At 76.1% G+C, this 24,972-nt stretch carries 17 protein-coding genes and 1 tRNA gene; 9 read left to right on the top strand and 9 right to left on the bottom strand.

The genetic code is table 11. The annotated features are described in order from the left end of the window. Window positions 1-33 precede the first annotated feature (33 nt). The gene (locus HNR08_RS20535; RefSeq protein ID WP_146835195.1) at window positions 34-1,239 is read right to left on the bottom strand and encodes an AI-2E family transporter; all 1,206 of its coding nucleotides are present in this window, start codon (window positions 1,237-1,239) and stop codon (window positions 34-36) included. A gap of 177 nt (window positions 1,240-1,416) precedes the next feature. On the opposite strand from HNR08_RS20535, the gene HNR08_RS20530 reads away from it, so the two are divergent. Beyond that, window positions 1,417-1,500: transfer RNA gene (locus tag HNR08_RS20530), tRNA-Leu, on the top strand. 243 nt (window positions 1,501-1,743) lie between these two features. Here HNR08_RS20530 and HNR08_RS20525 read toward each other — a convergent pair. Both HNR08_RS20525 and HNR08_RS20520 read right to left on the bottom strand, forming a co-directional pair. Further along, window positions 1,744-1,968 (bottom strand): PLDc N-terminal domain-containing protein, encoded by a 225-nt coding sequence (locus HNR08_RS20525; RefSeq protein WP_146835192.1) that lies wholly within the window; start codon window positions 1,966-1,968, stop codon window positions 1,744-1,746. 59 nt (window positions 1,969-2,027) lie between these two features. Then, window positions 2,028-3,278 carry an alpha/beta hydrolase family protein gene (locus tag HNR08_RS20520; RefSeq protein ID WP_246802979.1) on the bottom strand — a complete coding sequence of 417 codons (1,251 nt, stop codon included), beginning with the start codon at window positions 3,276-3,278 and terminating at the stop codon, window positions 2,028-2,030. Window positions 3,279-3,379: 101 nt separating this feature from the next. On the opposite strand from HNR08_RS20520, the gene HNR08_RS20515 reads away from it, so the two are divergent. From HNR08_RS20515 to HNR08_RS20505, 3 genes are read left to right on the top strand one after another with little or no spacing between them, the layout of a single operon-like run. Then, the gene (locus tag HNR08_RS20515) at window positions 3,380-4,852 is read left to right on the top strand and encodes a DUF3375 domain-containing protein (RefSeq protein WP_146835189.1); all 1,473 of its coding nucleotides are present in this window, start codon (window positions 3,380-3,382) and stop codon (window positions 4,850-4,852) included. Next, window positions 4,845-5,651, top strand: coding sequence for a DUF4194 domain-containing protein (locus tag HNR08_RS20510; RefSeq protein ID WP_146835186.1), 807 nt, complete (start codon window positions 4,845-4,847; stop codon window positions 5,649-5,651). Before HNR08_RS20515 ends, HNR08_RS20510 begins: the two co-directional genes overlap by 8 nt. Further along, entirely contained in the window at window positions 5,648-9,019 is a 3,372-nt protein-coding gene (locus tag HNR08_RS20505; protein WP_146835183.1) for an ATP-binding protein, read from the top strand. Before HNR08_RS20510 ends, HNR08_RS20505 begins: the two co-directional genes overlap by 4 nt. A gap of 56 nt (window positions 9,020-9,075) precedes the next feature. Here the strand turns inward: HNR08_RS20505 and HNR08_RS20500 are convergent, their stop codons facing one another. Further along, window positions 9,076-9,456 carry an SHOCT domain-containing protein gene (locus HNR08_RS20500; RefSeq protein WP_146835180.1) on the bottom strand — a complete coding sequence of 127 codons (381 nt, stop codon included), beginning with the start codon at window positions 9,454-9,456 and terminating at the stop codon, window positions 9,076-9,078. 151 nt (window positions 9,457-9,607) lie between these two features. Here HNR08_RS20500 and HNR08_RS20495 point away from each other — a divergent pair, with 151 nt between their 5' ends. Then, complete coding sequence (locus HNR08_RS20495) at window positions 9,608-12,349, top strand: cation-translocating P-type ATPase (RefSeq protein WP_146835177.1); 2,742 nt, start codon at window positions 9,608-9,610, stop codon at window positions 12,347-12,349. A 57-nt stretch (window positions 12,350-12,406) separates the two neighbouring features. After that, window positions 12,407-13,927 (top strand): MFS transporter, encoded by a 1,521-nt coding sequence (locus tag HNR08_RS20490; protein ID WP_146835347.1) that lies wholly within the window; start codon window positions 12,407-12,409, stop codon window positions 13,925-13,927. A 6-nt stretch (window positions 13,928-13,933) separates the two neighbouring features. Here HNR08_RS20490 and HNR08_RS20485 read toward each other — a convergent pair whose 3' ends face one another. Further along, the gene (locus HNR08_RS20485; protein WP_146835174.1) at window positions 13,934-16,585 is read right to left on the bottom strand and encodes a winged helix-turn-helix domain-containing protein; all 2,652 of its coding nucleotides are present in this window, start codon (window positions 16,583-16,585) and stop codon (window positions 13,934-13,936) included. A 93-nt stretch (window positions 16,586-16,678) separates the two neighbouring features. Between HNR08_RS20485 and HNR08_RS22855 the strand changes: the two genes are divergently transcribed. Together HNR08_RS22855 and HNR08_RS20475 are read left to right on the top strand one after the other, a co-directional pair. After that, the gene (locus HNR08_RS22855) at window positions 16,679-17,566 is read left to right on the top strand and encodes a DUF6325 family protein (protein WP_246802978.1); all 888 of its coding nucleotides are present in this window, start codon (window positions 16,679-16,681) and stop codon (window positions 17,564-17,566) included. A 28-nt stretch (window positions 17,567-17,594) separates the two neighbouring features. Continuing rightward, a complete protein-coding gene (locus HNR08_RS20475; protein ID WP_146835171.1) occupies window positions 17,595-17,984 on the top strand; it encodes an SHOCT domain-containing protein in 390 nt (129 codons plus the stop codon). A gap of 21 nt (window positions 17,985-18,005) precedes the next feature. Here HNR08_RS20475 and HNR08_RS20470 read toward each other — a convergent pair whose 3' ends face one another. The 3 genes from HNR08_RS20470 to HNR08_RS20460 are packed head-to-tail and all read right to left on the bottom strand — an operon-like array spanning window position 18,006 to window position 21,736. Beyond that, complete coding sequence (locus tag HNR08_RS20470) at window positions 18,006-19,274, bottom strand: MFS transporter (protein WP_146835168.1); 1,269 nt, start codon at window positions 19,272-19,274, stop codon at window positions 18,006-18,008. A gap of 12 nt (window positions 19,275-19,286) precedes the next feature. After that, a complete protein-coding gene (locus HNR08_RS20465; protein WP_183835252.1) occupies window positions 19,287-20,168 on the bottom strand; it encodes an alpha/beta hydrolase in 882 nt (293 codons plus the stop codon). Next, window positions 20,165-21,736 (bottom strand): hypothetical protein, encoded by a 1,572-nt coding sequence (locus tag HNR08_RS20460; RefSeq protein WP_146840771.1) that lies wholly within the window; start codon window positions 21,734-21,736, stop codon window positions 20,165-20,167. The genes HNR08_RS20465 and HNR08_RS20460 overlap by 4 nt, the downstream gene beginning before the upstream one ends. Window positions 21,737-21,933: 197 nt before the next feature. Between HNR08_RS20460 and HNR08_RS20455 the strand changes: the two genes are divergently transcribed. Beyond that, on the top strand, window positions 21,934-24,078 hold the full coding sequence (locus tag HNR08_RS20455) for a DNA/RNA non-specific endonuclease (RefSeq protein WP_146840770.1): 2,145 nt from the start codon (window positions 21,934-21,936) through the stop codon (window positions 24,076-24,078). Here the strand turns inward: HNR08_RS20455 and HNR08_RS20450 are convergent. Next, window positions 24,051-24,887 (bottom strand): glycoside hydrolase family 16 protein, encoded by an 837-nt coding sequence (locus tag HNR08_RS20450; protein WP_146840769.1) that lies wholly within the window; start codon window positions 24,885-24,887, stop codon window positions 24,051-24,053. The two genes, HNR08_RS20455 and HNR08_RS20450, sit on opposite strands and share 28 nt — an antisense overlap. Window positions 24,888-24,972 lie beyond the last annotated feature (85 nt).

Raw genomic sequence — 24,972 nt, 5'->3', positions numbered from 1 at the left:
CCCCGGTGGTTCCCGGCTCGCCCGGACGGGTAGCTACTGCAGCGCGGTGCCGTCGTCCGGGACCGGCTCGACCTCCTCGACGGCCTCCTCGACCTCCATGGGCGGGTCGGGCTGGTGGAACCGCGACCAGATCGCCCACACGACGGACACCAGCGGCACCGCGATGACCGCGCCGAGGATGCCCGCGGTCAGCGTCCCGCCGGCGACCGCGAGCGCCACGACCACCGGGTGCAGCGACACCTGCTTGCCCATGACCAGCGGCTGGAGGACGTGCCCCTCGAACTGCCCGATCAGCGCGATCCCGATGCCGACGACGGCCGCCTGGATCGGGCCGTTCGCCGCGAGCGCGACGATCATGGCGACGACCATCGCCGCCGGGGCGCCGATCAGGGGGATGAACGCGCCGATCAGCACGAGGACCGCCAGGGGAGCGGCGAGCGGCACCCCGATGATCGACAGCAGGACGAACGCGAGGAACCCGTCGGTCACCGCGATGATGACGGTGCCCCGGGTGTATCCGCTGAACGTGTACCAGCCGGCGCCGCCCGCTGTCTTCCAGGAGTCCCGCACCGTCGCGGGGAGCTGGTTGACGAACCAGGTCCACATCTCCTGCCCACGGGCCAGGAAGAAGATCGCGCAGAACACCGCGAGCGCCAGCGCGGTGAACACCTCGACGACCGAGCCGGCGGACGCGGCCGCCTGGCTCGCGAGCTCGCCGGCGTGCTGCTGGACCCACTCGCGCCCGGTGTCGATCCACTCGGCGATCTGCTCGTTCGTGATCGACACGGGCAGCGGTCCGTGCTCGAGGAAGTCGACGATCTGGTCGATGCCGTCGCTGAACTGCCGCGAGAGGTCCTGCCACTGGTTCGCCACGGAGTAGCCGACGTAGAACACCATGCCGGCCAGGACGAGGAACCCGGTGAGGAGCCCGAGCGCGGTCGCCAGCGGCCGCGGCATGCCCCGCGCGTAGAACTCGACGACCGGGCGCAGCACCGCCGTGAACACGAACGCGATGAACACCGCCACGAAGAGGAGCTGCACCTGGGCGGTGCCGTAGAACACCACGCCGATGCCCGCGAGCAGCACGAGCAGCCGCCACGTGATGCCCGCCGAGGTCCGCAGCCACCGGGGCACCCCGTCGTCGGCGGCCGTCCCCGCGCCGCCCCGCCGCTGGCCCGCGACGCGGCGCGCCGCCGGACCCGTCGAGCCGCCACCCCGACCGCCACCGACGTCAGCCACGCGCGCACCACCTCCGCTGGTCAGTCACCCGCCGCGACGGACCCGGCGGGGCACCCGCCAGTCTGCCCCCACCTGCGGATGCGTGCCCGGGCGCCACTCCGTGCTATGTTTTCTGCCGCACCTGACGGGTCGTCGGGGCGTAGGAATGCGCTCATGTGATCGGTCGGGAGACACCCTGTCCGGGTGGCGGAATGGCAGACGCGCTAGCTTGAGGTGCTAGTGCCCGTATAGGGCGTGGGGGTTCAAGTCCCCCTCCGGACACTCGTTGAGACAGCGACGACGAAGGCCCCGATCCCGCCGGATCGGGGCCTTCGTCGTGCTCGGTGCTCCGGTTCGCGCTCGTGGACGCGCGGCACGTCCCGGGCGCACAGGACCACACCCCGGGCGGGCGGTGCACCTCTCGGCGGTCGAGGGCGCGGACCTCGCGCGCGCCACCGGCGTCCCCGTCGGCGAGATCACCTTCCGGGGACGGCGGCACGGCCGCGGCGGTCCGGCTCGCGCGCCTCAGGTGGTGCGACGGCCCTTCGCCAGGTACGTGATCGGCCCCACCCAGTTCACGAGGATCGCCAGGCCCCAGGCGACCTTCGGGCCGTTGACCTCCTCGGCCGGGCGGCGGGCCAGGTCGCGGTAGGCGACCGCCGTCAGCGTGACCTGGGCGAGGCCGACGACGACGGTGCCGACCTTGCGCGACGTGCTCAGCTCCGACCAGCGTGCGTGCGTGTGTCCCATGGGCCGACGCTACGCGCGGGTCTCGCGGCGCGGCGAGGGCCGAAGGGCCCGGCGGTGCGTCACACCCCGAGCCGCTCGTCCAGCCAGTCGAACACCCGCTCCTCGGTGACCGCACGGCCCAGCGGTTCGCAGTGCCCGTCGGCGCCCTCCGCGGCGGTGAACGGCACCAGGGTCGCCACCTCCGGGGCGAGGTCAGCGAGCCGGCGCGACTGCCCGGGCCAGAACTGCTCGTGCTCGGGGTCGGTGATGAGCAGCGGCGTCGTGATCTTCGCGGCGACGTCGGTCGCGTCGTACGCGCGCACCGCGCGGATCGTCGCGGCGTAGCCCTCGGTGCCGTACGGGCGCGCGCGGAACCGCCACGTGCTCGCCGCGCCCTTGGACAGCCGCATCCCGAGGGCCATGTCGCGGTCGAAGGCGTGGTCGTCGCCCTTCCCGAGCAGGTGCAGCAGGCTCGACGGCACCGGGTGCTCCCAGATGGTCGCCACCTCGACCACTCCCGGGTCGGCCACGGCCGCCGCCGGCCGGTGCTCGAACGCGAGGGCGCGCGGCACCCAGTAGCCGCCCTGGCTGAGGCCGTAGACGGCGATGCGGCCGGCGTCCACCTCCGGCCGGGCCGTCACGGCGTCGAGCACCGGGGTCAGCACCGCCTCCCAGTCCGGGCGGAACGGCACGCCGCGCTCGAACAGCATCGACTGCTGCCCGGGCCCGTCGAACAGGACGACGTGGTAGCCGCGGCGCAGCGCCGCCGCCCCGCAGTCCGACCACAGGGAGGTGAGCGCCCCGTCGCTGCCGTTGACGGCGACCAGCGTCGGCCGCGGCCCGGTGGCGCCCGGGGCGTGCAGCACCCACGCCGGCAGCGTGGTGCCCTCGTACGGGATGTCGACGCGGTCGATGTCGAGGTCCACCGTGTCGACCCAGCGCTCCCAGGCCGCGCGGTGCGCGCGGAACGTCGGCAGCAGGTCCTCGTCGGACGGCAGCGTGGCGACCGCGTCGACGGCCACCCCGTACGCGGTGGCCGCCCGCAGGTACGCCGACGCCGCGCTCACCGGGTGGCCCGCGGCCGCGGAGGCGTCCGCCTGCCCGGCGAGCCGGTCGCCGAGCGCGCGCCAGGCGGCGAACCACGCGGCGTGGTCCTTGCCGTGCACCGACGCAGCGGTGGCGATCACCTCGCCCGCGTCGGCGGCCCCGCTCTGCGCCCGCCCGAGCGTGGCGCGGGCCTGGGTGTCGAGGTCGGGGTCGGTGGACAGCTGGAAGCGGCTGCGGTCGGAGATGACGGATCCCCCTGGTTCCGGAGCGACGGGCCGGGCCACCGTGGCACAGGTGCCTCGCAGGTGGCTCCCAGGGGGTGCAGGACGGGCGTCGTGGCGCGTTCGTCACGCCCCGCCTCCGTCCTCACCTACGCTGTCCCGCGATGATCACGCGAGCCGAAGGGGCGTACCAGGGCGCCGTCCGGGCCTTCCAGAACCCGATGCTGGACCTCCTGCACAAGCGGCACGCCCCCCTCGTGGTCTCTCTGCTCTCGCTCGTGTTCACCCCGGAGCGCCCCCAGGTCCCGGTGGCTGACGCGCACACGGAGGTCGGCGACGCCCTCGACCAGCTCCGTTCGGCGGGCTACGGCGACGAGCTGCCGGTGGGATCGGCGCGTGACCTGTGCCGGCAGTGGGCGGACGCCGGGTGGCTGGTGCGGCGGGTTCTGGAGGAGGACGTCGAGGTCTACACGCTCTCCGCCCACGCGGTCGGGGCGCTGGAGGTCGCCGGGCGCGCGGGCGGGTCGCGGGCGCGGGTCTCCCAGTCCCGGGTGCGCACCCTGCTGGAGGCGGTGGAGCGGCTCGCGCTGGACGCCGACCCCGACGTGCTGGTGCGCCTGGCCCGCATCGAGGGCGAGATCGCCCGGCTGCGCGCCGAGGCGGAGCGGATCGAGCGCACGGGGACGGTGGACCCGGTGGGCGACGAGCAGCTGCTGGAGGAGGCGGAGAACGTCCTGCACCTGGTCCGCGAGCTGCCCGCCGACTTCGCGCGGGTGGCCGAGTCGATCAAGGCGATGCAGCGGGACGTGGTGACGGCGCTGCGCCAGGACGAGCGGCCGACCGGCGAGGTGCTGCGGGAGTACCTGGAGCGCGGCGAGCACGTCATGGAGTCCACGGTCGAGGGCCGGGCGTTCTCCGGGGCGCTGCGCCTGATCGGCGACCCGCAGCGGCTGGACCAGCTCTCCGCGCAGCTCGACACGGTGCTGCGGCACCGGTTCACCCGCCTGCTGCCGGCGCAGCAGCGGGCGGAGCTCCGGGAGATCGGGCGGCGGATCGAGCAGGGCCTCGACCAGGTGTTCACGGCGCAGCGCGAGGCGTCGTACGTCATCACTGCGCAGGTCCGGAACCACGACCCGCTGCGGGACCGCGAGGTGGACGAGCTGCTGCGCGACGTGATGACGGGGCTGCAGGAGTGGCTGCCGGACGCGCGGCGCGGGCAGGCCGTCGACCCGCTGCGCCGGCTGCCGGTCGCGGAGGTGGAGAACCTGCGCCAGACCGCGGGCGACCTGCGGCCGCCGCAGGCGCCGGCGCCGCTGAGCGTGTGGGACGACGACGGCGACCCGGACGCGTCGTACGCGGAGGCGCGGGCGTGGGGCGGCCCGCACTACGCGGACCTGCGCGCGCACCTGACCGGGTGGGCCGACGCGGACGTGGACGTGGCGGCGGCGTTCAACGCCGCGCCCGAGGCGCTGCGCCGGCCGGTGGACCTGCTGGGGATGCTGGAGATCGCGCACACGCAGGGCATGACGGAGACCGACGCGGTCGCGTACGTCGAGGCGGTGCGGCCGGACGGGAGCCGCCGCCGGTTCGCGTTCGGCGGCGTGACGACACGGATGAGGGACGAGGGCGATGACTGACACGTGGACGGACGCGCCCGCCGAGGGCGACGAGGCGTTCATCCCTCCGGTCCCGATGGAGGAGGACCCGGCGGAGCTGTTCCCCGGGGACGCCGGGACGCTCGACGCCGAGGTGCGCCGGGTGCTGGTCCGGCTGCTCCAGCGACGGTTCCTGCTGGCGGAGCGCAACCCCGCGCAGTGGCGCACGCTGCTGGAGAACCAGCAGGTCGTCGAGTCGCGGCTGCACGACCTGTTCGTGCACCTCGTCGTCGACCACGACCGCGGCATCGCCTACAAGCGCCAGGTCCGCTCGACGGAGCTGGACGTCCCGGTGCTGCTGCGCGACGAGCCGTACACCCGGGCGGAGACCCTGGTGCTGGTGCACCTGCGGACGATCTTCCAGCGCGAGCGGGGGGCGGGGGAGAGCTCGGCGCGCGTGGACGTCGAGGAGATCGAGCAGACCGCGCTGACGTACTTCGACCCCGACGACACGAACGTCGCGTCCCGGCAGCGCGAGATCCGCACGGCGGTGGCCCGGCTGGCCAAGGAGGGCGTGGTCGAGGAGGAGTCCGAGGGGCGCTTCCGGGTGACGCCGCTGGTCGAGGTGGTGCTGAGCAACGAGCGGCTCGCCGAGCTGCGCGGTTGGCTCCGCGAGCAGACGGCCGCGGGACCGGCGGCCGCCGAGCACGACGGCCCGACCGACGCGTCCGCCGACGCCGACGACGCGTCCGTCGCCGACGCGCCCGACGACATGACCGCCGACCAGACCGCCGACCGCTCCGCCGACCAGACCGCCGACCAGGAGGACGACGCCCGATGACCATGGTCGACACGCTGTTCGGGCTGATCCCGCAGGCCTCGACGGGCCAGCAGTGGGTCGCGCGGGAGCTCCAGCTCGTGAACTGGGGCGGCTACGACGGCCACCACCGCGTCCGCCTGGCGCCGACGGCGACGCTGCTGTCGGGCGGCTCGGGCTCGGGCAAGTCCACGCTGATGGACGCGTACATCGCACTGCTGATGCCGCACACGACGCCGTTCAACGGGGCGTCGAACGGCGGCGTCGTGGGCCGCCCTCGCGGCAAGGACCAGCGGAACATCCTGTCCTACGCGCGCGGCAAGCTCGACGAGTCGCGGACCGAGGACGGCACCCGGCAGCGGGTGCTGCGCGGCGACGGGCAGGACACGTGGTCGGCGATCGCGATGACCTGGGCGGACCAGGCGGGCCGCGAGCTGACGGCGGTGCGGGCCTGGTACGTGCCGGGTGCGGCGCGGACGCTCGAGGATGTCACCGCGGTGCGGGCGACGCGGGACGGCGGATTCGACCTGCGGGAGCTCGAGCCGGCGGCGGGCGACCGGTTCGGCCGGGCGGCGCTGACGGCGGCGGGCCTGACCCCGTTCGACACGGACCGGGAGTTCACGGCGCGGCTGCACGCGACGCTGGGCATCGGCGCGACGGGCGACGGGGCGAAGGCGGTGGCGCTGCTCGGCCGCATCCAGGCGGGCCAGCAGATCACGACGGTCGACGCGCTGTACAAGGCGATGGTGCTGGAGGAGCCGAGCACGTTCGCGACGGCGGACGCGGTCGTGGAGCAGTTCGACAAGCTCTCCGGCACGCGCGAGCAGATGATCACGGCCCGCCAGCAGGTGAAGGCGCTGGAGCCGATCCGGGCGCACCGGGCCGCGATCGAGGAGGCGGCGGAGCGGCTGCGGGTCATCGCGTCGGTCGGCGGGTTCGACGAGGGCACGTCCCCGGCGGCGCTGTGGCGGCACGAGCGCCGGCTCGGCCTGCTGCGGGCGGTCGAGGCGGACCTGCAGCACCGGGACGAGGGCGCCCGCCGCGAGTCCGACGAGCTGGCGGCCCGGATCGCCGCGGCGCGCTCGGAGCTCGACGGCGTCAAGGAGACCCTGTGGGTGTCCGGCGGCGACCGGCTGGCCCGGGCGCAGCGCGAGCTGCGGGCGGCGGAGGAGAAGCGCGACCGGGTCGCGGCCCGCCGCGGGCGGCTGGACCGGGTGCTGGAGGAGGCCCTCGGCGTCGGCATCGCGTCGGCGGCGGACTTCGCCGAGCTGACCGAGCGGGCGCGCACCGCGCTGGCGGACGCCGGCGCGAAGAAGGCGGCGCAGGAGCGGCTCGGTGAGGCGATGGCGGCCCGCAAGGAGGCCCGTGCGGAGCTCGCGGAGCTGCAGGCGGAGCGTGCGGCGGCCGAGAAGCAGCAGGGCGCCATCCCGACGGACCTGCTGCGGGCGCGCGCGGCGCTGGCGGAGGCGGCGGGGCTGTCCCTGGAGGAGCTGCCGTTCGTCGCGGAGCTGATCGAGGTCCGCACGGAGCACGAGCCGTGGCGCGAGGCGTTCAACCTGGCGCTGGGCGGCTTCGCGACGCTGCTGCTGATCGACTCGGCGCGGCTCGGGGCGTTCCGCAAGGCGATCGACGGGGTCCGCCTGGGCCGGCGCCTGCGGTACGAGGGCGTCCCGACGGGCCAGCGGTCCGACGTGGCGCTGGACCCGCGGACGCTGCCGGGCCGGCTCGAGCTGCGGAACGGGCCGTTCTCCGGCTGGCTGCGCGGCGAGCTCGCCAGCCGGCACGCGTACGTCTGCGTCGACACCCCGGGCGAGCTGTCGCAGCACGCGAAGGCCCTCACCCGCACCGGCCAGGTGTCGGAGGGGCTGCGCGGCGCGCACGGCGGCCAGGGGCGGGCGAACGTCCTCGGCTTCACGAACGCGCGCCGCCTGGCGCACCTCGACGGGCAGGTCGAGCGGGTGCAGCACCTGCTGGCGCTCGCCGAGCGGGGTGTGGAGGAGGCCGCGGCCCGCCTCGACGAGCAGGACGGCGAGCGGCGCGGGTACGAGGCGCTGGTCGAGGTCACCTGGGACGACGTGGACCTCGCCGCGGCGGACGCCGAGCGCGCGCGCTGGGCGCAGGTCATCGAGGACGTCACGTCGGGCAGCCCCGAGGTGGTCCGGCTCCAGCGCCGCGCCGACGAGCTCAGCCTCGACGTCCAGGCGCTGACCGAGTCGGTGGGCCGGACGAAGGGCGAGACCGAGCGCCTGGGCGCCGGGTGGTCGGCGATCTCGGACGAGGTGGACGTCGCGCAGCAGGCGCTCGACGAGGCGCAGGACGCCGGGACGACCGCCGCGCCGGAGCAGCGTGCCTACCTGGAGCGGCTGCTGGGCGGTCCCGGCACCGAGCCGGGCGCGGCCGAGCGGCCCGCCGACGCGCTCGGGGCGTTCGACGCGACCGTGGCCCGTGCGGCGGACCTGCTGCGCGCCGACCGCCAGGCCGCGCAGGACGTGGTCACCGGCTCGCGGGAGGCCCTGCGCCGCACGTTCGAGACGTTCGTGGAGCGCTGGCCGGACCCGAACCTGGGCACGGACCCGGACGGGGCGTACGGCGACTACGAGCGGATCCTCACCGCGCTGGAGACGAACGGGCTGCACGAGCTCGAGGCCGAGTGGCGCAAGAGCCTGCTGCGGCTGTCCGGCAACGACCTCGCGGACCTGCACCACGCGCTGAGCCGGTCGGTCCGGGAGATCAAGGAGCGCATCCAGCCGGTCAACGAGATCCTCGCGGACCTGCCGTTCGCGGACGACGACCACCGGCTCCGGATCGACGCGCGCGACACGCAGTCGACGGTCGTGGCCCGGTTCCGCAAGGAGCTGCGCGACCTGCGCGAGGTGCTCGCGACCGACGCCACGGACGCCGAGCGGGAGCGCCGCTACCTGCGGATGGTCAAGGTCATCGACCGGATCCGCCGCACCGCCCCGGACTTCGCGGACCTGGTCGACGTCCGGCGGCACGTGCGGCTGAGCGCCGAGAAGATCGACCTGGACGGCCACCACGTCGCGCTGTACGACCACATCGGCGAGAAGTCCGGCGGCGAGTCGCAGGAGCTCGTGGCGTTCATCGTCGGCGCGGCCCTGCGCTACCAGCTCGGCGACGCGGGGGCGGCCCGGCCGCGGTACGCGCCGGTGTTCCTGGACGAGGCGCTGATCAAGGCGGACGCGCGGTTCACCGGCCGGGCCGTCGGCGCGTGGCGCGGGCTGGGGTTCCAGCTGGTCATCGGCGCGCCGAACGACAAGTTCAGCGCGCTGGAGCCGCACGTGGACCTCAAGTACGTGGTGCTCAAGGACGCCGCCGGGCGGTCGCGGACGAAGCCGCTGGCGGGGCTGCCGGAGGGAACGCCCGAGGCCTGACCCGGCATGACGCGGCCCCGGCCGCCACGCGGGCGACCGGGGCCGGCCGGCGGTCCTCAGACCGCGAGCGCCCGCGCCTTGAGCGCCTCGAACTCGGTCGGCGAGATCGCCCCCGAGTCCAGCAGGGTCTTGGCGTCGGCGATCTCGTTCGCCGGCGATCTGCCGGCGGTCTGCCGGATGTAGTCGTCCGTCTGCTTCTGCATCTGCACGGCGGTCTTCACCTGCCGCTCGGCCATGCCGCGTCCCCGCGCGATGATGTAGATCAGCGCGGACAGGAACGGCACCACGATCAGGGCGACGACCCACAGGGCCTTCCACCACCCGCTGAGCTCGTGGTCACGGAACAGGTCGCCGACGATCTGGAACAGCAGGACCAGATAGGCGAAGAAGCAGAACCACCAGACCATGAGCCAGAACCAGTCCCAGAAGTCGTTCATGTCCCCTCCTGCGTCGCGGGGTCGCGGGGTCGCATTGCGCTGACCTGGCCCACTGTGGCGCGCGCCGGGGTCCGCGCCCTCACCCTCCCGGGGTGAGGCCGCAGGCGGCGGGGGGTGTGAGCGTGGTCGCGACCGCCGGAGGGGAGCGACCATGACCGCGCAGCAGGCCCCGGAGCACGTGCCCGCCCGGGCACCCGCGCCGTCCGTCCCGTGGCACGCGGCCGCCGCCGCGGACGTGTGCGCCGCGCTGGAGGTGGACCCGGCCGTCGGCCTGAGCACCACCCAGGTGGCGGGCCGGCGGGCGCGGTACGGCCCGAACGCCCTCGCCGCGGAGCGCCCCGAGCCGGGGTGGCGCGCGTTCCTGCGGCAGTACCAGGACCTCATGCAGCTCGTGCTGGTGGGCGCGGCCGTGGTCAGCTGGATCGCGCTGGGGGACGTGACCACGGCGGTGGTGGTGCTGGCGCTGACGGTGCTGAACGCCCTGATGGGCCTGCACCAGGAGGGCAAGGCCGCCGAGAGCGTGGCCGCGCTCCAGCAGATGCTCGTGATGACGGCCAACGTCCGGCGGGACGGGCAGCAGCAGCGGCTCCCGGCGGAGGAGCTCGTGCCCGGGGACGTCGTCGGGTTCGAGGCGGGGGACAAGGTGCCCGCCGACGGGCGGATCCTCGTGGCGGCCTCGCTGGAGATCGAGGAGGCGGGGCTCACCGGGGAGAGCGTCCCGGTGCCGAAGAGCGCCGACCCCGTGCTCGCGGCCGGCGGCGACGAGGTGCCGCTCGGCGACCGGGTCGACATGGTCTACATGAACTCGCAGGTCACGCGTGGCCGCGGCGAGATGGTCGTGACCGCGACCGGCATGCAGACGGAGGTCGGCCGGATCTCCGGGATGCTCAGCGGCGTCCAGCAGGACAAGACCCCGCTGACCAAGCAGCTCGACCGGATCACGGTGATCATCACGGTGATGGCGGCGATCGCCCTGGTCGCGATCGTGGTGCTGGGCCTGGCGCGCGGCGAGGACTTCGACACGCTGTTCGTGGTCGGCATCAGCCTGGCCATCGCGGCGATCCCCACGGGCCTGCCCGCGGTGGTCACGATGCTGCTGTCCCTCGGCACCCGGCAGCTCGCCGAGCGGGGCGCGATCGTCAAGCGGCTCAAGTCGGTGGAGACGCTGGGCTCGACGTCGGCGATCTGCTCGGACAAGACCGGCACGCTCACGCTGAACCAGATGACGGCGCGCGAGCTCGTGCTGCCCGGCCGGCGGTTCTCGGTGGACGGCGAGGGGTACTCCACGACCGGCCGGATCCTCGCGGTGGCGGGGGAGGGCGACGTGGCCCTCGAGCCGTACGTGCTGCCGATGGCGCTCGCGAGCGACGCGGTGGTCCGGGACGGCGCGTGCCTCGGCGACCCGACCGAGGGCGCCGTCGTCGTGCTCGCGGCCAAGGCCGGGCTCGACGTCGAGGCCACCCGCAGGGCGTACCCGCGCGTCGCGGAGGTGCCGTTCGACGCGGAGTACAAGCTCATGGCGACCTTCCACGACCACGCGGGGCCGGGTGTCCCGGCGGGCGCGGTGCGGTGCTTCGTCAAGGGCGCCCCCGACGTGCTGCTCGCCCGGTCCGCGACGTACCTGGCCGCCGACGGCACCGAGCGCCCCCTGGCCGACGTCCGGGACCGGGTCCTCGCGGAGAACGACCGCCTGGCAGGCGAGGGGATGCGCGTGCTCGCCGTCGCACGGCGGGACCTGCTGCGCACCGACCTCGACGGCGACCTGCTCGGGGCCGTCGACGGCCTGACGCTGCTCGCGCTGATCGGCATCGTCGACCCCCCGCGGCGCGAGGCCCGGGACGCGATCGCCCGCTGCCACGAGGCGGGCATCCGGGTGCGGATGATCACCGGGGACCACGCCACCACCGCGGCGGCGATCGCGAAGCAGCTCGGCATCGAGGGCCGGGCGCTCACCGGGGCCGAGTTCGCGGCGATGTCCGACGAGCAGCTCGCGGCCGAGGTCGCGGGCATCGGCGTCGTCGCCCGCGTGGCCCCGGACGACAAGGTGCGCCTGGTCGACACGCTCAAGCGGCAGGGCGACATCGTCGCGATGACCGGCGACGGCGTGAACGACGCCCCGGCGCTGACCCGGGCGGACATCGGCGTCGCCATGGGGATCACCGGCACGGAGGTCACCAAGGACGCCGCCGAGATGATCCTCACCGACGACAACTTCGCGACGATCGTCACGGCGGTCGAGGGCGGGCGCGGCCTCTACGACAACCTGATGAAGTACATCCGGTTCCAGATCGTCGTGCTGGTCGGGTTCATCCTCACGTTCGTCGGCGCGGGTCTGTTCACCGTCGCGAACGGCACGCCCATGACGCCGCTGCAGATCCTCTGGGTCAACTTCGCGATCGACGTGCTGCTGGCGATCGGCCTCGGGTTCGACGCCGCCGCGCCCGGGCTGATGCAGCGCCGGCCCCGTCCGCCGGACCAGCCGGTGATCAGCGGCGGCCTGGGCCTGCGGCTCGGGTTCGAGGGCCTCGTGATCGCGGCCGGGGTGCTGACCGTCGTCGCGTGGGGCGAGGACCGGTACGACCTGGCGACGGCCACGACCATGGGCCTGACGGCGATGTCGCTCATGCACGTGGTCGCCGCGCTGGAGTGGCGCGACCTGCGGGTCGGCATCTTCTCCCGGGCGACGCTCGCGAACGGGCGGTTCGTCGTGCTCATGCTCGCGGCGATCGGGCTGGCGTTCCTCGTGACGACGGTCGACGGGCTGCAGCGGATCTTCGGCACGGTCACCCTGGACGGCGACCAGTGGCGGGCCTGCCTGCTGGCCGTGCTCGCGTACCTGGTGGTCGCCGAGGTGTCCAAGCTCGCGCTGCGCCGCTGGGCGCCGGCGGAGTAGGGGCCCGCCGTGGCCGCCGCCCTGGACCGGCGGCTCGCCGTCCTGCTCGCGGCGGCGATGTTCGTCCTCGTCGTCGACACGTCGCTCATGAACGTCTCGATCTCCGCGGTGGTGCGGGACATCGGCACGACGGTCAGCGGTGTGCAGACCGCGATCGCCCTGGAGGCGCTCGTCTCCGCGGCGTTCATCCTCATCGGCAGCAAGATCGGCGACCTGTTCGGCCGCAAGCGGGCGTACGTCCTCGGGCTGCTCGGGTACGGCGTCGGCGCGGTGGCGATGACGCTCGCGCAGGACCTCGCGGCCATCGTGGTCTGCTGGGCGATCATCGGCGGGCTCGGGGCGGCGCTGCTGCTGCCCGCGATGCAGTCGCTCATCCACGGCAACTTCGCCGGCGACGCGCAGCGGCGGGTGTACGCCATGGTCGGGGCAGCGGCCTCCATCGCGGCGGCGGTCGGCCCGCTGCTCGGCGGGTTCATCACCACGTACCTGTTCTGGCGGGTGGCCTTCGGCCTGGAGGCGGTCGTCATCGCGCTCGTGCTGCTCGGCGCCCGGCGGGTCCGGGACGTGCCGTACACCGGCGAGCGCACCGCCGACCCGGTGGGTGCGCTGCTGTCCGTGCTCGGCATGGGCGGGGTCGTGCTCGGGGTGCTCGTGTGGCAGGAGGGCGGCGAGGCGGTGGGGGCGCTGCTGCTCGTCGGGCTCGGCGCCCTCGTCGGGCTCAGCCGGTGGCTCGTCCGCCGCGCCCGCCGCGGCGCGCCGGTGCTGCTCGACCCGGGGCTGTTCCGGTCCGGGCACTTCCGGCTGGGGGTCAGCCAGCAGCTCGCCCAGCAGGTCGCGCTCGGCGGGGCGATGATCGCGCTGCCGATCTTCCTGCAGATGGTCCTCGGCTACGACGCGCTCCAGGCCGGGCTGTCGCTCGCCCCGCTGTCGCTCTGCATGTTCGCGACCGCCCTGCTCGCCGGGCGCCGGACCGGGCGGCGGCGGCCGGCGACCGTCGTCCTCGCGGGGTTCGGCGCCCTCGTCGTCGGCACCGCCGTGCTGCTCGCCGTCGTGCCGCGCGCCACGTCGGGCTGGCACCTGGCGCCGCCGCTGCTCGTCATGGGCGTCGGGCTCGGGCTGCTCGTCTCCCAGCTCAACACGTACACGCTGTCCCCGGTGTCCGAGGAGCGGGTCAGCGAGGCCGCGGGCGTGAACAGCGCCGCCGGGTCGTTCGGGCTGTCGTTCGGGCTGGCGCTCGCGGGCGCGGTCATGCTGGCCTCGCTCGCCACGGGCTTCACGGCCCGGGCCGAGGCCAGCACGGTGCTCGACCCGGCCGAGCAGCAGGAGGTCGCCCGGGCGCTGGAGGACGACGCCGAGCTGATGTCCGACGCCCAGCTCGCCGCGGTGCTCGCCGGCCGCCCGCCGGACGTGCAGGCCGAGGTGCTCCGGATCAACGACGAGGTGCGCCCGCGCGCGCTGCAGGTGGCGCTGCTCGTGCCGCTGCTCGCCGGGGCCGTCGGGGTGGTGAACGCGCTGCGGATGCGGCGGCTGCGGGACCCGGACCCGTCGTCGTCGGCCGAGGGCCTGGCGCTGGGGTAGCCGCCCTCAGTCGATCAGCCCGAGCTCGCGGCCCCGGCGCACGGCGTCGCGCCGCGTGTTCACGTCGAGCTTGCGGTACAGCGCCTTGAGGTGCGCCTTCACGGTGTTGACCGACACGAAGAACTCCGCGCCGATCTCCGCGTTGCTCGCCATGCTCGGCAGCGCGGCGAGGATGGCGCGCTCCCGCTCGGTCAGCGCCTCGACGGGGCCGTCGGGCGGCTCCGTCGGCGACCCGGCCGCCATCCGCTGCCGCAGCGTCGCCGCGAGCGCGTCGGGCCGGCCGACCAGGGCGTGCGCGAGCGGCGCGTCCAGCCCCGGGGGCCGCGCGGAGAGGAACGGGCGGACCAGGCGGCGGGGACCGGCCAGCTCGAGCGCGCGCGTCAGCGGCTGCTCCGGCCCCGGGCCCGACAGGTGCAGCCGGGCGGCGGCGCACGCGATCCACGCCTCGACCCGGGTGAGCAGGTCCACCGCGTCGTCCCGCTCGCCCTGCTCCGCCACGGCGGTGGCGAGCCCGAGGGCCTCGTGGTGCCGGCCGGCCGCGAGCAGGGCCCGGGCGTGGCAGAGCTGGGCGACCGGCCGGGACGGCGGGCCGCCGGCGACGGGGCGGCGCACGACCGCGCCGGGCGGGGAGATGAGGTGCACCTCGAGGCGCGCGCGGGCGAGCAGGTCGGCGGTCTGGGCGGGCGCGCCGATCCGGCCCGCCACGCGCTCCGCGTCCGCCAGGGCGCGGGCGGCGGCGCGCGCCCGGCCCCGCGAGACCGCGGCGAGCGCCTGCAGCACCAGCACGAGGTGCGCCGACGCGGGCTCCGGGCCGCCGGCCTCCGCCGCCAGGCCGAGCGCGAGCATCCGGTCCGCCTCGTCCACGTCGGCCCGCAGCAGGCGGGACCACGCCACCGCCGCGTGCGCCGGGCGCGCCTGCACGTGCTCGGTCCAGCCCCACGCGCGCGCGTCCTCGATCACCCGGCGCCCGACCCGCTCGCCGTCGTCGAGCGCGCCGTCGAACGCGTGCGCCAGCGCGAGCGTCGAGCGGGCGTCGAGCAGCGCGAGCGAGGGCGGCTGCGCGGGCGCGTCGGCGAGCAGCGCCGTGAGCGCCGGCACCGACTCGGCCGGGTGGCCGGTCCACAGGGTCCCCGCGGCGTGGTGCCCGACGGCGGCGGTGCGGTACGCGTCGAGCGCCGGGAACGGCCACGGCACCCGGTCCAGGTCGGCCTCCGCCGCCGCCCCGGCCGAGGCCGCCGCGTCGACGTCGCCCACCGCGCGCGCGGACGCGGCGGCGATCAGGTGCAGCAGCGTGCCCGAGACGGGATCGGGCGTGCCGCGCGTGAGGGCGCGGGCGCGCTCCAGGTGCGCGTGGCAGGCCTCGTGCCGGCCGGTCGCGAACGCCAGCGCCGCCGCGCACAGCTCCAGCGGGGCGCTCGGCGGCAGGTCCGCGTAGGGCACCCGGGCGAGCAGGTCCGCGACGGCGTCCCGCTCGGCCGTGCCGAGCCCGGGGGCCGCGGCCTCGGCGAACACCTCGCCCACGAGCGCCCAGTCCTCGGCGGCCAGCGCGTGCTCGAGGGCGCGCTGCGGCTCGTCGTGCCGGGCGAGCCAGCGGGCCGCGCGCCGGTGGGCCTGGCGGAACGCGTCCGGGTCCTCGAGGTGCAGCTGACCCTGGAGCATCTCGCGCAGCAGCGGGTGGTACCGGAGCCAGGTGCCGTCGCCGAGCGGGGACACGAAGTCGTTCGCGGCGACCAGCGCGTCCAGCGTGGCGCGGGGGTGGGAGCCGGGCGCGAGCGCGGCGGCCAGCTCCGGGCACACCGAGGTCGTGACCGACGTCAGCAGCAGGAACTGCTGCACCTCCGGCGGCTCGTGCTCCAGCACCTCGGCGATGAGGTACTCCGCCGCGGACCGCGCGGGCGCGGTCCCGTTGCCGCGGCGCGCGGTCCGCAGGTGCAGCCGGAGGCCGGCGGGCCAGCCGTCGGTGTCGCGGACCGCCTGGTCCGCCTGCTCCCGGGACAGGTGCACCCCCTCGGCGGCGGCGAGGGCGACGGCGGAGGGCCCGTCGAACGCGAGGTCCTGCGCGACGACCTCGGTGAGCTCGCCGTCCACGCGCAGCCGGTGCAGGGCCAGCGGCGGGTCGGAGCGGGTGAGCAGCGTCAGGCGCAGGGGCAGCGGGTACCGGAGCAGGTCCTCGACGCTGCCCAGCACGTCGGCGTCCCCGATCAGGTGGAACTCGTCGAGCACGAGCGTCACCGGCCGCGGGAGCTCGTCGACGCCGCGGTAGGCGCGGCGCAGGAAGTCGTCGGAGACCCGCGCGGGCACGTGCAGCCGGCGCAGCGGGTGGCCCTCGGGCACGGCGCCGCTCGCGCGCAGCGCCTCGAGGACGTCCCGCCAGAACGCGGCGAGCGTGTCGTCGTGCGCCTCGAGCGTGAGCCACGCGGTGCTCCGCGGCGGCCGGGCCGCGGCCCAGAGGGCGGCGGCGGTGGTCTTGCCCCAGCCCGGCCCGGCGGACAGGACGGTGAGCCGGTGCTGCGCCGCCTCGTCGAGCCGGGCGTCGAGGGCGGGCCGGCGCACGGCGCGCGCGGGTCCCGCGGGCACCGTCGTCCGTGCCCGCAGCATGCTGGCGGTGCTGCGTGCCCCCTGCACCGGACCCGTGGCGGGTGTCTCCACCTGGACCATGGGGCCACAGTAGGGCCTCTCTACCCCAAATGGGTGATTCCCGACATTTCGCTTTCTCGGAGGGTGGGCCGCGAGGCCGGCGGAGGAGGGGACGTGCGGACCATCCAGCTCACCGTCGTCGGGTCGCTCGGGCCCGACGCACTGGACGTGCTCCACGACGCGGGGGTGCGCGGCACCCGGGAGCAGACCGTCCTGGCGGCCGCCGTGCGGGACCAGGCGGCGCTCCAGGGGCTCCTGCAGCGCCTCGGGTCGCTCGGCCTCGACCTGGTCGAGCTCCGCACGTTGGAACCGGGCGCGGGCGACGTCGAGATCGTCGTCGCGGGGCGGGTCGGCGGCCTGCTCGCGCACATGCTCGCGGACACCGGCGTCGTCGCCGGCGGCCACGCGACGAGCTACCGGCTGCGCGACGTCGACCTGGCGGAGGCCCTGGACCGGCTCGCCGAGCTGGACCGGCCACCCCAGGGGGGTGAGGCGCGCGCCGCCCTCACGAGGCAGCGTGGGGGACCGGCGGACGACGGTCGTCGGCCCTCAGGAGGGGAGACCTCGATGGACGTGGACGAGATGGGGCCCATCGACTACGTGGTGGTCGAGTTCCCGCGCGACCGGATGGACGGCAGCGCGTTCCCCCTGCTCGTGGACCTGGTCGAGCGCGGGATCATCCGCGTGCTCGACCTGGCGTTCCTGGAGAAGGACGACGACGGCCAGGTGTCCGGGCTGGAGCTGAACGACCTCGACTTCGACGGCGAGGTCGACATGACGGTCTTCCAGGGGGCGTCGTCCTCGCTGCTCGACGAGGACGACCTGGCCGAGGCCGCCGCGGCGCTGCTGCCCGGGCGCGCCGCCGGCGTGATCGTGTACGAGAACACGTGGGCGGCGCCGTTCGCCACGGCCCTGCGCCGCGGGGGCGCACAGCTCGTCGCCAGCGGGCGCATCCCCGTGCAGGCGCTGCTCGCCTCGCTCGACGCGACCGACGCCGCGTGAACCCCACCGACCCGAACTGGAGGACGTCATGCCCGGACTGATCCGCGGGGTCGCCCGCACCGCCGTCGTCGCCGGCACGGCCAGCGCCGTGGCCGGGCGCGTGCAGCGCCGGCAGCAGGGGCGCTGGGCGGAGCAGGACGCCCAGCAGGCGCAGGCGCAGGCCTACCAGCAGCAGCAGGCGCAGCAGGCGTACGCCCAGCAGCAGCAGGCCTACGCGCAGCCGGCGTACGGGCAGTCCCCGTACCCGCAGGAGCCGTACACCGCGCCCGCCCCGGCGCAGCCCACGTCGCCCGGCGTGCCCGCCGGCTCCGACATGGACGCGCGCATCGCGCAGCTGCGCGACCTGGCCGCCCTGCGCGACCAGGGGGTGCTGTCCCCCGAGGAGTTCGAGGCGCAGAAGGCGCGCATCCTCGGCTGACCCGGCCGCGGGGCCGCGGCCTCACCCCCGGGCGGGCTCGTCCGCCGGGAGCGGGGCCGCGGCCTCGTCCGCGTGCGCGACGTGCCGCAGCTGGCCCCAGATCGCGACCACGAACACCGCGGAGCCCGCGCACGCGAACCAGAAGGGCGCGGTGACGCCGCCGTGCTCGGCGAGCACGCCGCCCAGGGCCGAGCCGAGCACCAGGCCGCCGAACACGCCGACGGTGTTCACCGCGCCGACCCGGCCCTGCAACGCGGTCGGCACGGCGCGCTGCCGCACCGTGACCGACGTCGTGCCCCAGACGAACGCGTGCGCCCCGAACACGAAGAAGATCGCCAGCGCGACCGCCGGCTGCCGGGTGAGGGCGAGGCCGAGGTGGGTCAGCGTCTCGACCACCAGCCCGATCCGCATGAGGTTCCCGAGCGACACCCGCCGGGTGATCCAGCCGTAGGCCGCCGTGCCCGCCAGGCCGCCGACCGCGCTGACGGTGGTGAGCAGGCCGAAGCCCACCGACCCGAGGCCGAGGCGCTGCGTCGCGTACAGCACGAGCACCGACCACGCGGCGCCGAACGTGATGTTGAAGATGAAGATGGTCAGCACCAGGGTGCGCACCGCCGCGTGCCGCCGCACCCAGCGCAGGCCCTCGACGATCTCCCGGCCGAGGTGCGGGCGGGCGGCTCCCGGGTCGCGCGGGACGGGCGGCAGCGTGATCCGGGCGACGAGCAGCACGGCCGCCGCCACGAGCACCGCCTGCGCGGCGACCGGCCAGACCGCCCCGGCGGCGAACAGCGCGGCGCCCAGGGGAGGACCGGCGAGCTGGTTCACCGTGATGAAGCCGGTCTGCAGCCGGGCGTTCGCGACCGCGAGGTCGTCCCGGGCCACGAGCATCGGCAGGAAGGTCTGCGCCGCGTTGTCCGCGAAGATCTCCGCGGAACCGAGGAGGAACAGGGCGGCCAGCACGACGGCGACCGTGGCGTGCCCGGTGGCGATCGTCGCCGCGAGGCCCGCCAGGACGACGACCCGGGCGCCGTTCACGACGACGACGATCAGGCGGCGGTCCCAGCGGTCGGCGAGGGCGCCCGCGAGCAGACCGAACAGCAGCGGCGGCAGCCACTGCAGCGTGGCGCCGAGCGCGACCAGCCGGGCGTCCGAGGTGAGCGAGGCGACGAGCAGCGGCCCGGCCGCCAGGGCGATCCCGTCGCCCAGGTTGCTCACCCAGGACGAGGCGAGCAGCCACCGGAAGGGCCGCCCGAGGCGGGCGGGGACGACGGTCTCGACGAGGCGGCTCACAAGGGCGGCAGCCTAGTCGTGCACGGCCTCCAGGATGGTCGCGGCCACCCGCGCGTCCGACAGGTACCCGGAGATGCCGTGCTGGTTGGACGTCGGGTTGTCGACCTTGCCGTAGTTCTCGATGCGGTCGACCGCGAAGTGCGGCGCGGCCAGCGGGTGCAGCGCGACGACGTCCTCCGGGTCGAACGCGTTGAACCAGGTGCCCACCGGCTCCGGCCAGGACAGGGGGCGCAGCGTGCGGCTGATCGCGGACACCGCCAGCGGCGAGCCCAGCGTCACGAGCAGCGGGACCTTCCAGCCCCGGTCCGCCGCCTCCCGGCGCAGCAGGTTGTAGGCGACGACCGTGCCGAGGGAGTGCGCGACCACGACCGCCTCGTCCGTGTCGTCGAGCGCCTGCCGCACGCCGTTCTCGATCGTGTCCCGGACCCGCACGTTGTGCAGGTACTGGTAGACGTCGCGGGTCGCCAGCGCCACCGACCACGCGCTCACGTTCGGGAGCCGGTCCAGCGCGGTCAGCGCCGCCCGCACCCAGCGCCAGTTGAGCGGACCGCGCTCGACGACCTCGTCGCCCGCGGCCGCCTGCACGTCCGCGTCGGACACGCCCGCCTCCCGGACGATCTCCAGCAGCGCCTCCCGCACGAACAGCTCCTCCTCGCCCGTGCCGTCGCCCGGGCCGCGGACCACGACCTCCGCCGCGCGCTCCGGGTCCGCGCCGCTGACCAGGTCGAACAGCGTCTGCCCGTAGTACGGCAGGCGCACGCGGTCGTCCGGCAGGTCGAGCGGGCGGCCGGCGTGGTGCGCGCCCTCGTCGAGCGCGTCCAGCCACTCCCGCTTCACCGCCAGCGGGTCCTTGTGCTCCTGGGCGCGGCCGTGCACCAGGACGAGCGTTCTCATGGCGCCTCCTCGGGGGCTCGCAGCGCCGCGGCGACCCGCGGCGCGTCGGCGGCGACCACGGTCCAGTGGCCCGGCAGGCGGGGGCCGAACGCGGCGGCGCGCGCCCGGACGGCATCCGGGGCGGCCGGCAGCAGCGCCCAGCCGCGGGCGAGCAGGGGGACGGGCGTCAGCAGGGCGCGCCACCGGTCCGGCGGTGCCGCGGGGTCGGCCAGGAGCAGGACGTCGAACAGCCGGGCGCCCGGGGCGCCGGGGGCCGCGAGGGCGGCCAGGTCGGCGCGGCGACCCCGGTCGTGCAGCGCCCAGGCGCGGTAGACGGCCGCGAGGGGGTCGGCGTCGAGGTCGGCGTCCGCGTCGTCGTCGGTGTCGTCGGCGTCGAGGCCGAACCGGGAGGACGCGGCGGCCAGCGCCCGCCGGCCGAGCGCCGCGGTCGCGCGGGGGGCGTCGGCCCGGGGGAGCGCGCAGTCCACCAGCCGTCCGTCCTCGACCGTCGCGACCGTCACGCGGCCCGGCAGCAGCGGCAGCACCGCGCAGCCGCCGGCGGACAGCGCGACGACCGCCGCGCCGTCGGTGCCGGGCAGCACCTGCGCCGCCGGGTCGCCGAGGACCCGCACGGACGCGGCTGGGCCCGGACCCGCGAGGGCCAGCCCGACGGCGAGCCGGTCCGCGGCGGTGGTCACCTCGGCGGGCAGCGGCGCGGGGCCGGGGTCCGGCGGCGGGACGGCGCCGGGGGCGGCGAGCGACTCGTGCCCGTCGGTCCCCGCGGGCGGCCACGGCACCAGCCGGGACAGCCAGGCGACGTCCGGGTCCGAGGACAGCCGCGCGTCCGGGGTCTGCGCGACGGCGAGCGGCGCCCCGGCCGCGGTGAGCTCCGCGGCCACCAGCCCGGGCAGGGCGCGCTTGAGCGGCCAGGGCCGGACCAGCCCCGCGCCCGACGCCGCGCCGTCCTCGCCCCCCACCAGCGCCGGGTGGTCCCCGCGCAGCGCCGCGACCAGTGCCGAGGTGAACACCGCGCGGTACGCCTCGCCCGCCGCGGCCGGGTCCGTCAGCTCGTACGCCGGGTCGCCCAGGGCGCACGCGTAGAACACGTCGACCGCCGCCGCCGGCCCCCGCGGCGGCAGGTTCGGCACCACCGCCGTGCCCTGGATCGCGAGCTCCTGCGTGCTGGTCGCGGCGGTCCGGCAGGCGTCGGACACCAGCACCACGTGCCGCACCGGCAGCCGCTCGGCGTACCAGGCCGTCAGCGAGACGTTCACCGCCTGGCCCCCGTCCTCCGGGGCGCCCGGCAGCAGCCAGAACTCGCTGCTCCCGGTGTTGATGCCGTGCCCGCTGAAGTACAGGACCAGCTGCTCGACGTCCCCCCGGTCCAGCAGCCCCCGCACGCCCGCCAGCACCGCGCCCGCGTCCACCGCGCCGCCGTCGGCGTCCGTGTACGTCAGCAGCAGGTCCGCCGGGACGCCCTGCGCGAGCGCCCAGTCCCGCACCGCGGCCACCGCGCCCGGCACCGCGCGCAGCTCCGGGAAGCGTCCCCCGGTCCGGGCGACCCCCACGAGCACCATCGCGCGCGCCACGGATCGAGTCGAGCACCGCGCCCGGGGGCCGTCAAGGGGTCGCGACCCGGGCCACCCGCGACGGGTCGCGCCCGGCTGCGAGCCCCCGGGGTAGCGTCCCGTCTCGACGCGTCGCATCGTCGGGCGGGGACGGGCAACGACGCCCGGGCCCGCCCGACCACCCGCAAGCCGCGCCGCACCCGAGGGGGCCGCCGAGCATGGGCACCGTCGCCGCAGCCGAGCCGTCCGCGCTCGCCGACCGCCTGCGCGAGCAGGAGCGCTACCAGCAGGAGCTCGCCACCCGGCGGGTCCGCGAACGGGACGCCGAACGGGCCCCGGCGCTCGAGGACCTGGACCAGGGCGCCGAGATCGCCGCCGCCAACGACCCGGTGCGGGTCGCCAAGCGGGTCGACCGGGTGAGCCGGTACCTCACCGGCCGCGACCCGGACTCCGTGCCCGCCGACGCGCCACCCGACGCGCTGCTCGCCGACGCCGCCGCCCGGCTCGACCTGCCCGACGAGCCCGGGGTGCTGCTGGAGCGCGTCATCAACCAGCCGGACTTCCTCGCCGTGCGGTACCTCGAGGGCGGGCACGTCGCACAGCGCACCGTCGGGCGCGTGGTCATCCGGGACGCCGCCGGCCGGACCGCCGGGTACGGGACGGGCTTCCTCGTGTCCGCGCACCTGCTGCTGACCAACCACCACGTGCTGCCGTCCGCGGACGTCGCGGCGGCCTCCTGCGTCGAGCTCGACTTCCAGCGCGGGCTGGACGGGCGGCGGCGCGCGGTCGTCGAGCTCGGGTTCGACCCCGGGCGGTTCTTCGTGGCCGACCCGACGCTCGACTTCGCGCTCGTCCAGATCGCCGGGGCGCCCGCGTCGACGGCCCCCTTCGGCTGGAGCCGGCTGACGGAGGCGCAGGGCACGGTCGTCGTGGGGGAGAGCGTCTCGATCGTGCAGCACCCGCGCGGCCGGGAGAAGGAGGTCGTGCTGCGGGAGAACAAGCTCGTCGACATCCCCGAGCAGGTGCTGCACTACCTGACCGACACCGAGCCGGGGTCGTCGGGGTCGCCCGTGTTCAACGACCAGTGGGAGGTCGTCGCCCTGCACCACGCGAGCGTGCGGCTGGGGGAGCAGTTCGTGAACGAGGGCATCCGGATCAGCCGGATCCTGCGGCACGTGCGGGCCGCGCAGCTCGACGCGGAGGGGCGCGCGCGGGTCGCGGCGCTCGGGACCGCGGCGAGCCCGCACGGGCGGGTCGTCGAGACCGGGCCCGGCGCCGACGGGACGGCGGGCAGGACGCCGGACGGGACGGCGGGCGGGACGACGGACGGCACCGTGACGGTCGACGTACCGGTGCGGATCACGGTGCACGTCCGGGCCGGGGTGCCGGCGGTCGTCGCGCGCGCGGGTGCCGAGGTCCCCGCGCCGCCCGCCCCGATCGCGCCGCCCGTCCCGGAGGCGCCCCCGGCCGACGTCGCCCCGGCCGCCGCGCCTCCCGGGCACGACGGCGCGACGGCCGCCGTCGCGCTCGCGCAGCCCGTCGAGGAGCTCGCCGTCGACCCCGACTACGCCGGGCGCGGCGGCTACGACCCGGACTTCCTCGGCGTCTCCCTGCCGCTGCCGGGCGTGGGCACGAACGCGGCCGTCGCCTCCGCGGAGCTGCGGTACCACCACTTCAGCGTCGTCATGCACCGGGAGCGCCGGCTCGCCCTGCTCGCCGCGGTCAACCTGGACGGCGCCCGCGCGGACGGCCCGCTGCGGTCCGACGACCGCTGGATCCTCGACCCGCGCCTGCCGCGCGAGGAGCAGACCGGCGCCGAGGTGTACCGGGACAACGCCCTGGACCGCGGCCACCTGGTGCGCCGCCTGGACCCCGCGTGGGGCCCGCAGGCGCGTGCGGCGAACGACGACACCTTCCACTACACGAACTCGGCGCCGCAGCACCACGCGTTCAACGCGGGCTCGACCCTGTGGCTCGGGCTCGAGGAGTACGTGCTGGGCACGGCCTGGCGCGACCGCCTGCGGGTCAGCGTCGTCAGCGGGCCGGTGCTCGCGCCGGACGACCCGCCGTACCGCGGGGTGCTGCTGCCGCGGCAGTTCTACAAGGTCGTCGCGGTCGTCGGGGGGGCGGGGGACCTCAGCGTGACGGGCTACGTGCTGGGGCAGCACGCGTTCCTCCCCGGCGTGCTGACCGAGGGTGCGTTCGGGCCGTTCCGCACGTTCCAGGTGCCGGTGTCGCTCGTCGCGGCGCTCACCGGCCTCGACCTGGCCGCCCACGCCGCCGCCGACCCGCTGCGGCACCTGGAGGCGACGGTCGCCGCCCGCCCGCTGCGGAGCTACGCCGACGTCGAGCTCGGCCCGTGAGCCGCCGTCCCGCGCACCCGGCCGACCACCAGCTCGGGGACGTCCGGCGCCCCGGGGCCGTGCGGCGCGTCCGGGAAGTCGAACACCGCGAGCAGCAGCTGCACCGGGTAGTCGGGCGCCTGGGCGACCTCGGCCGTCGGCCGCCCGTCGAGCGTGAACGTGACCCCGCCGGGCCGCCACACCGCGCCGTACGTGTGCCAGGCGCCGACGTCGAGCGCGGTCCGGGGCGCCGCGAACTCCTCGCGCAGCGCCGGGTCGCGGAACGGGTGCACGCCGTGCCCGAGCGCGGCCGTCGGCATCCCGTCCTCGTCGGTGCCCAGCGCGTCGCCGAACACCTCGACCAGGCAGATCTCGCCGCTGCGCTCGGGGACGTCCTCGACCCCGACCAGCCAGGCCGAGAACATCGACCCCGGCCCGACGCGCGCGCGGCAGGTCACCTCGACCGTGCCGAACCAGGGCGTGTAGGCCCAGCGGGCGGGCTGCTCCTCGCGCACGACCAGCCCGTCCGCGAACGGCTGCTGGCCCCGGGTGCTCCCGGCGGGTCCGGACCACGTGCCGCTCTGCGCCGCGGACACCCGCAGGGGCGGCTCGTGCACGCCCGGGCACCAGACGGGGTGCTCCGGGGGCAGGGACAGGTGCAGGCCGTCGGGACCGGTCCGGGCGGTGGCGGCGGCCTCGGCGCGCGAGCTCCACGCCGGCAGGTAGGCGAGGGTCCAGCCTCGGTCCCCGGGCGGCGCGGCGAAGCGCTCGTCCACCTCGACCGGTCCGGGCGGTCCGGGGTGGCGGGGCAGGTCCGTGCGGGACGCCATGCCGGCGATCGTAGGCCCGCCTCCGGTGGCAGCGCCCCGGGGCCCCGCCTAGCGTCGGAGGATCCTGCACCGCCGACGAGGAGGT

This window comes from Cellulomonas hominis (assembly GCF_014201095.1).
GTDB classification, from domain to species: domain Bacteria; phylum Actinomycetota; class Actinomycetes; order Actinomycetales; family Cellulomonadaceae; genus Cellulomonas; species Cellulomonas hominis.
Note: the sequence above shows the minus strand (reverse complement) of the source record. Positions and strands in the feature narration are given on the sequence as shown.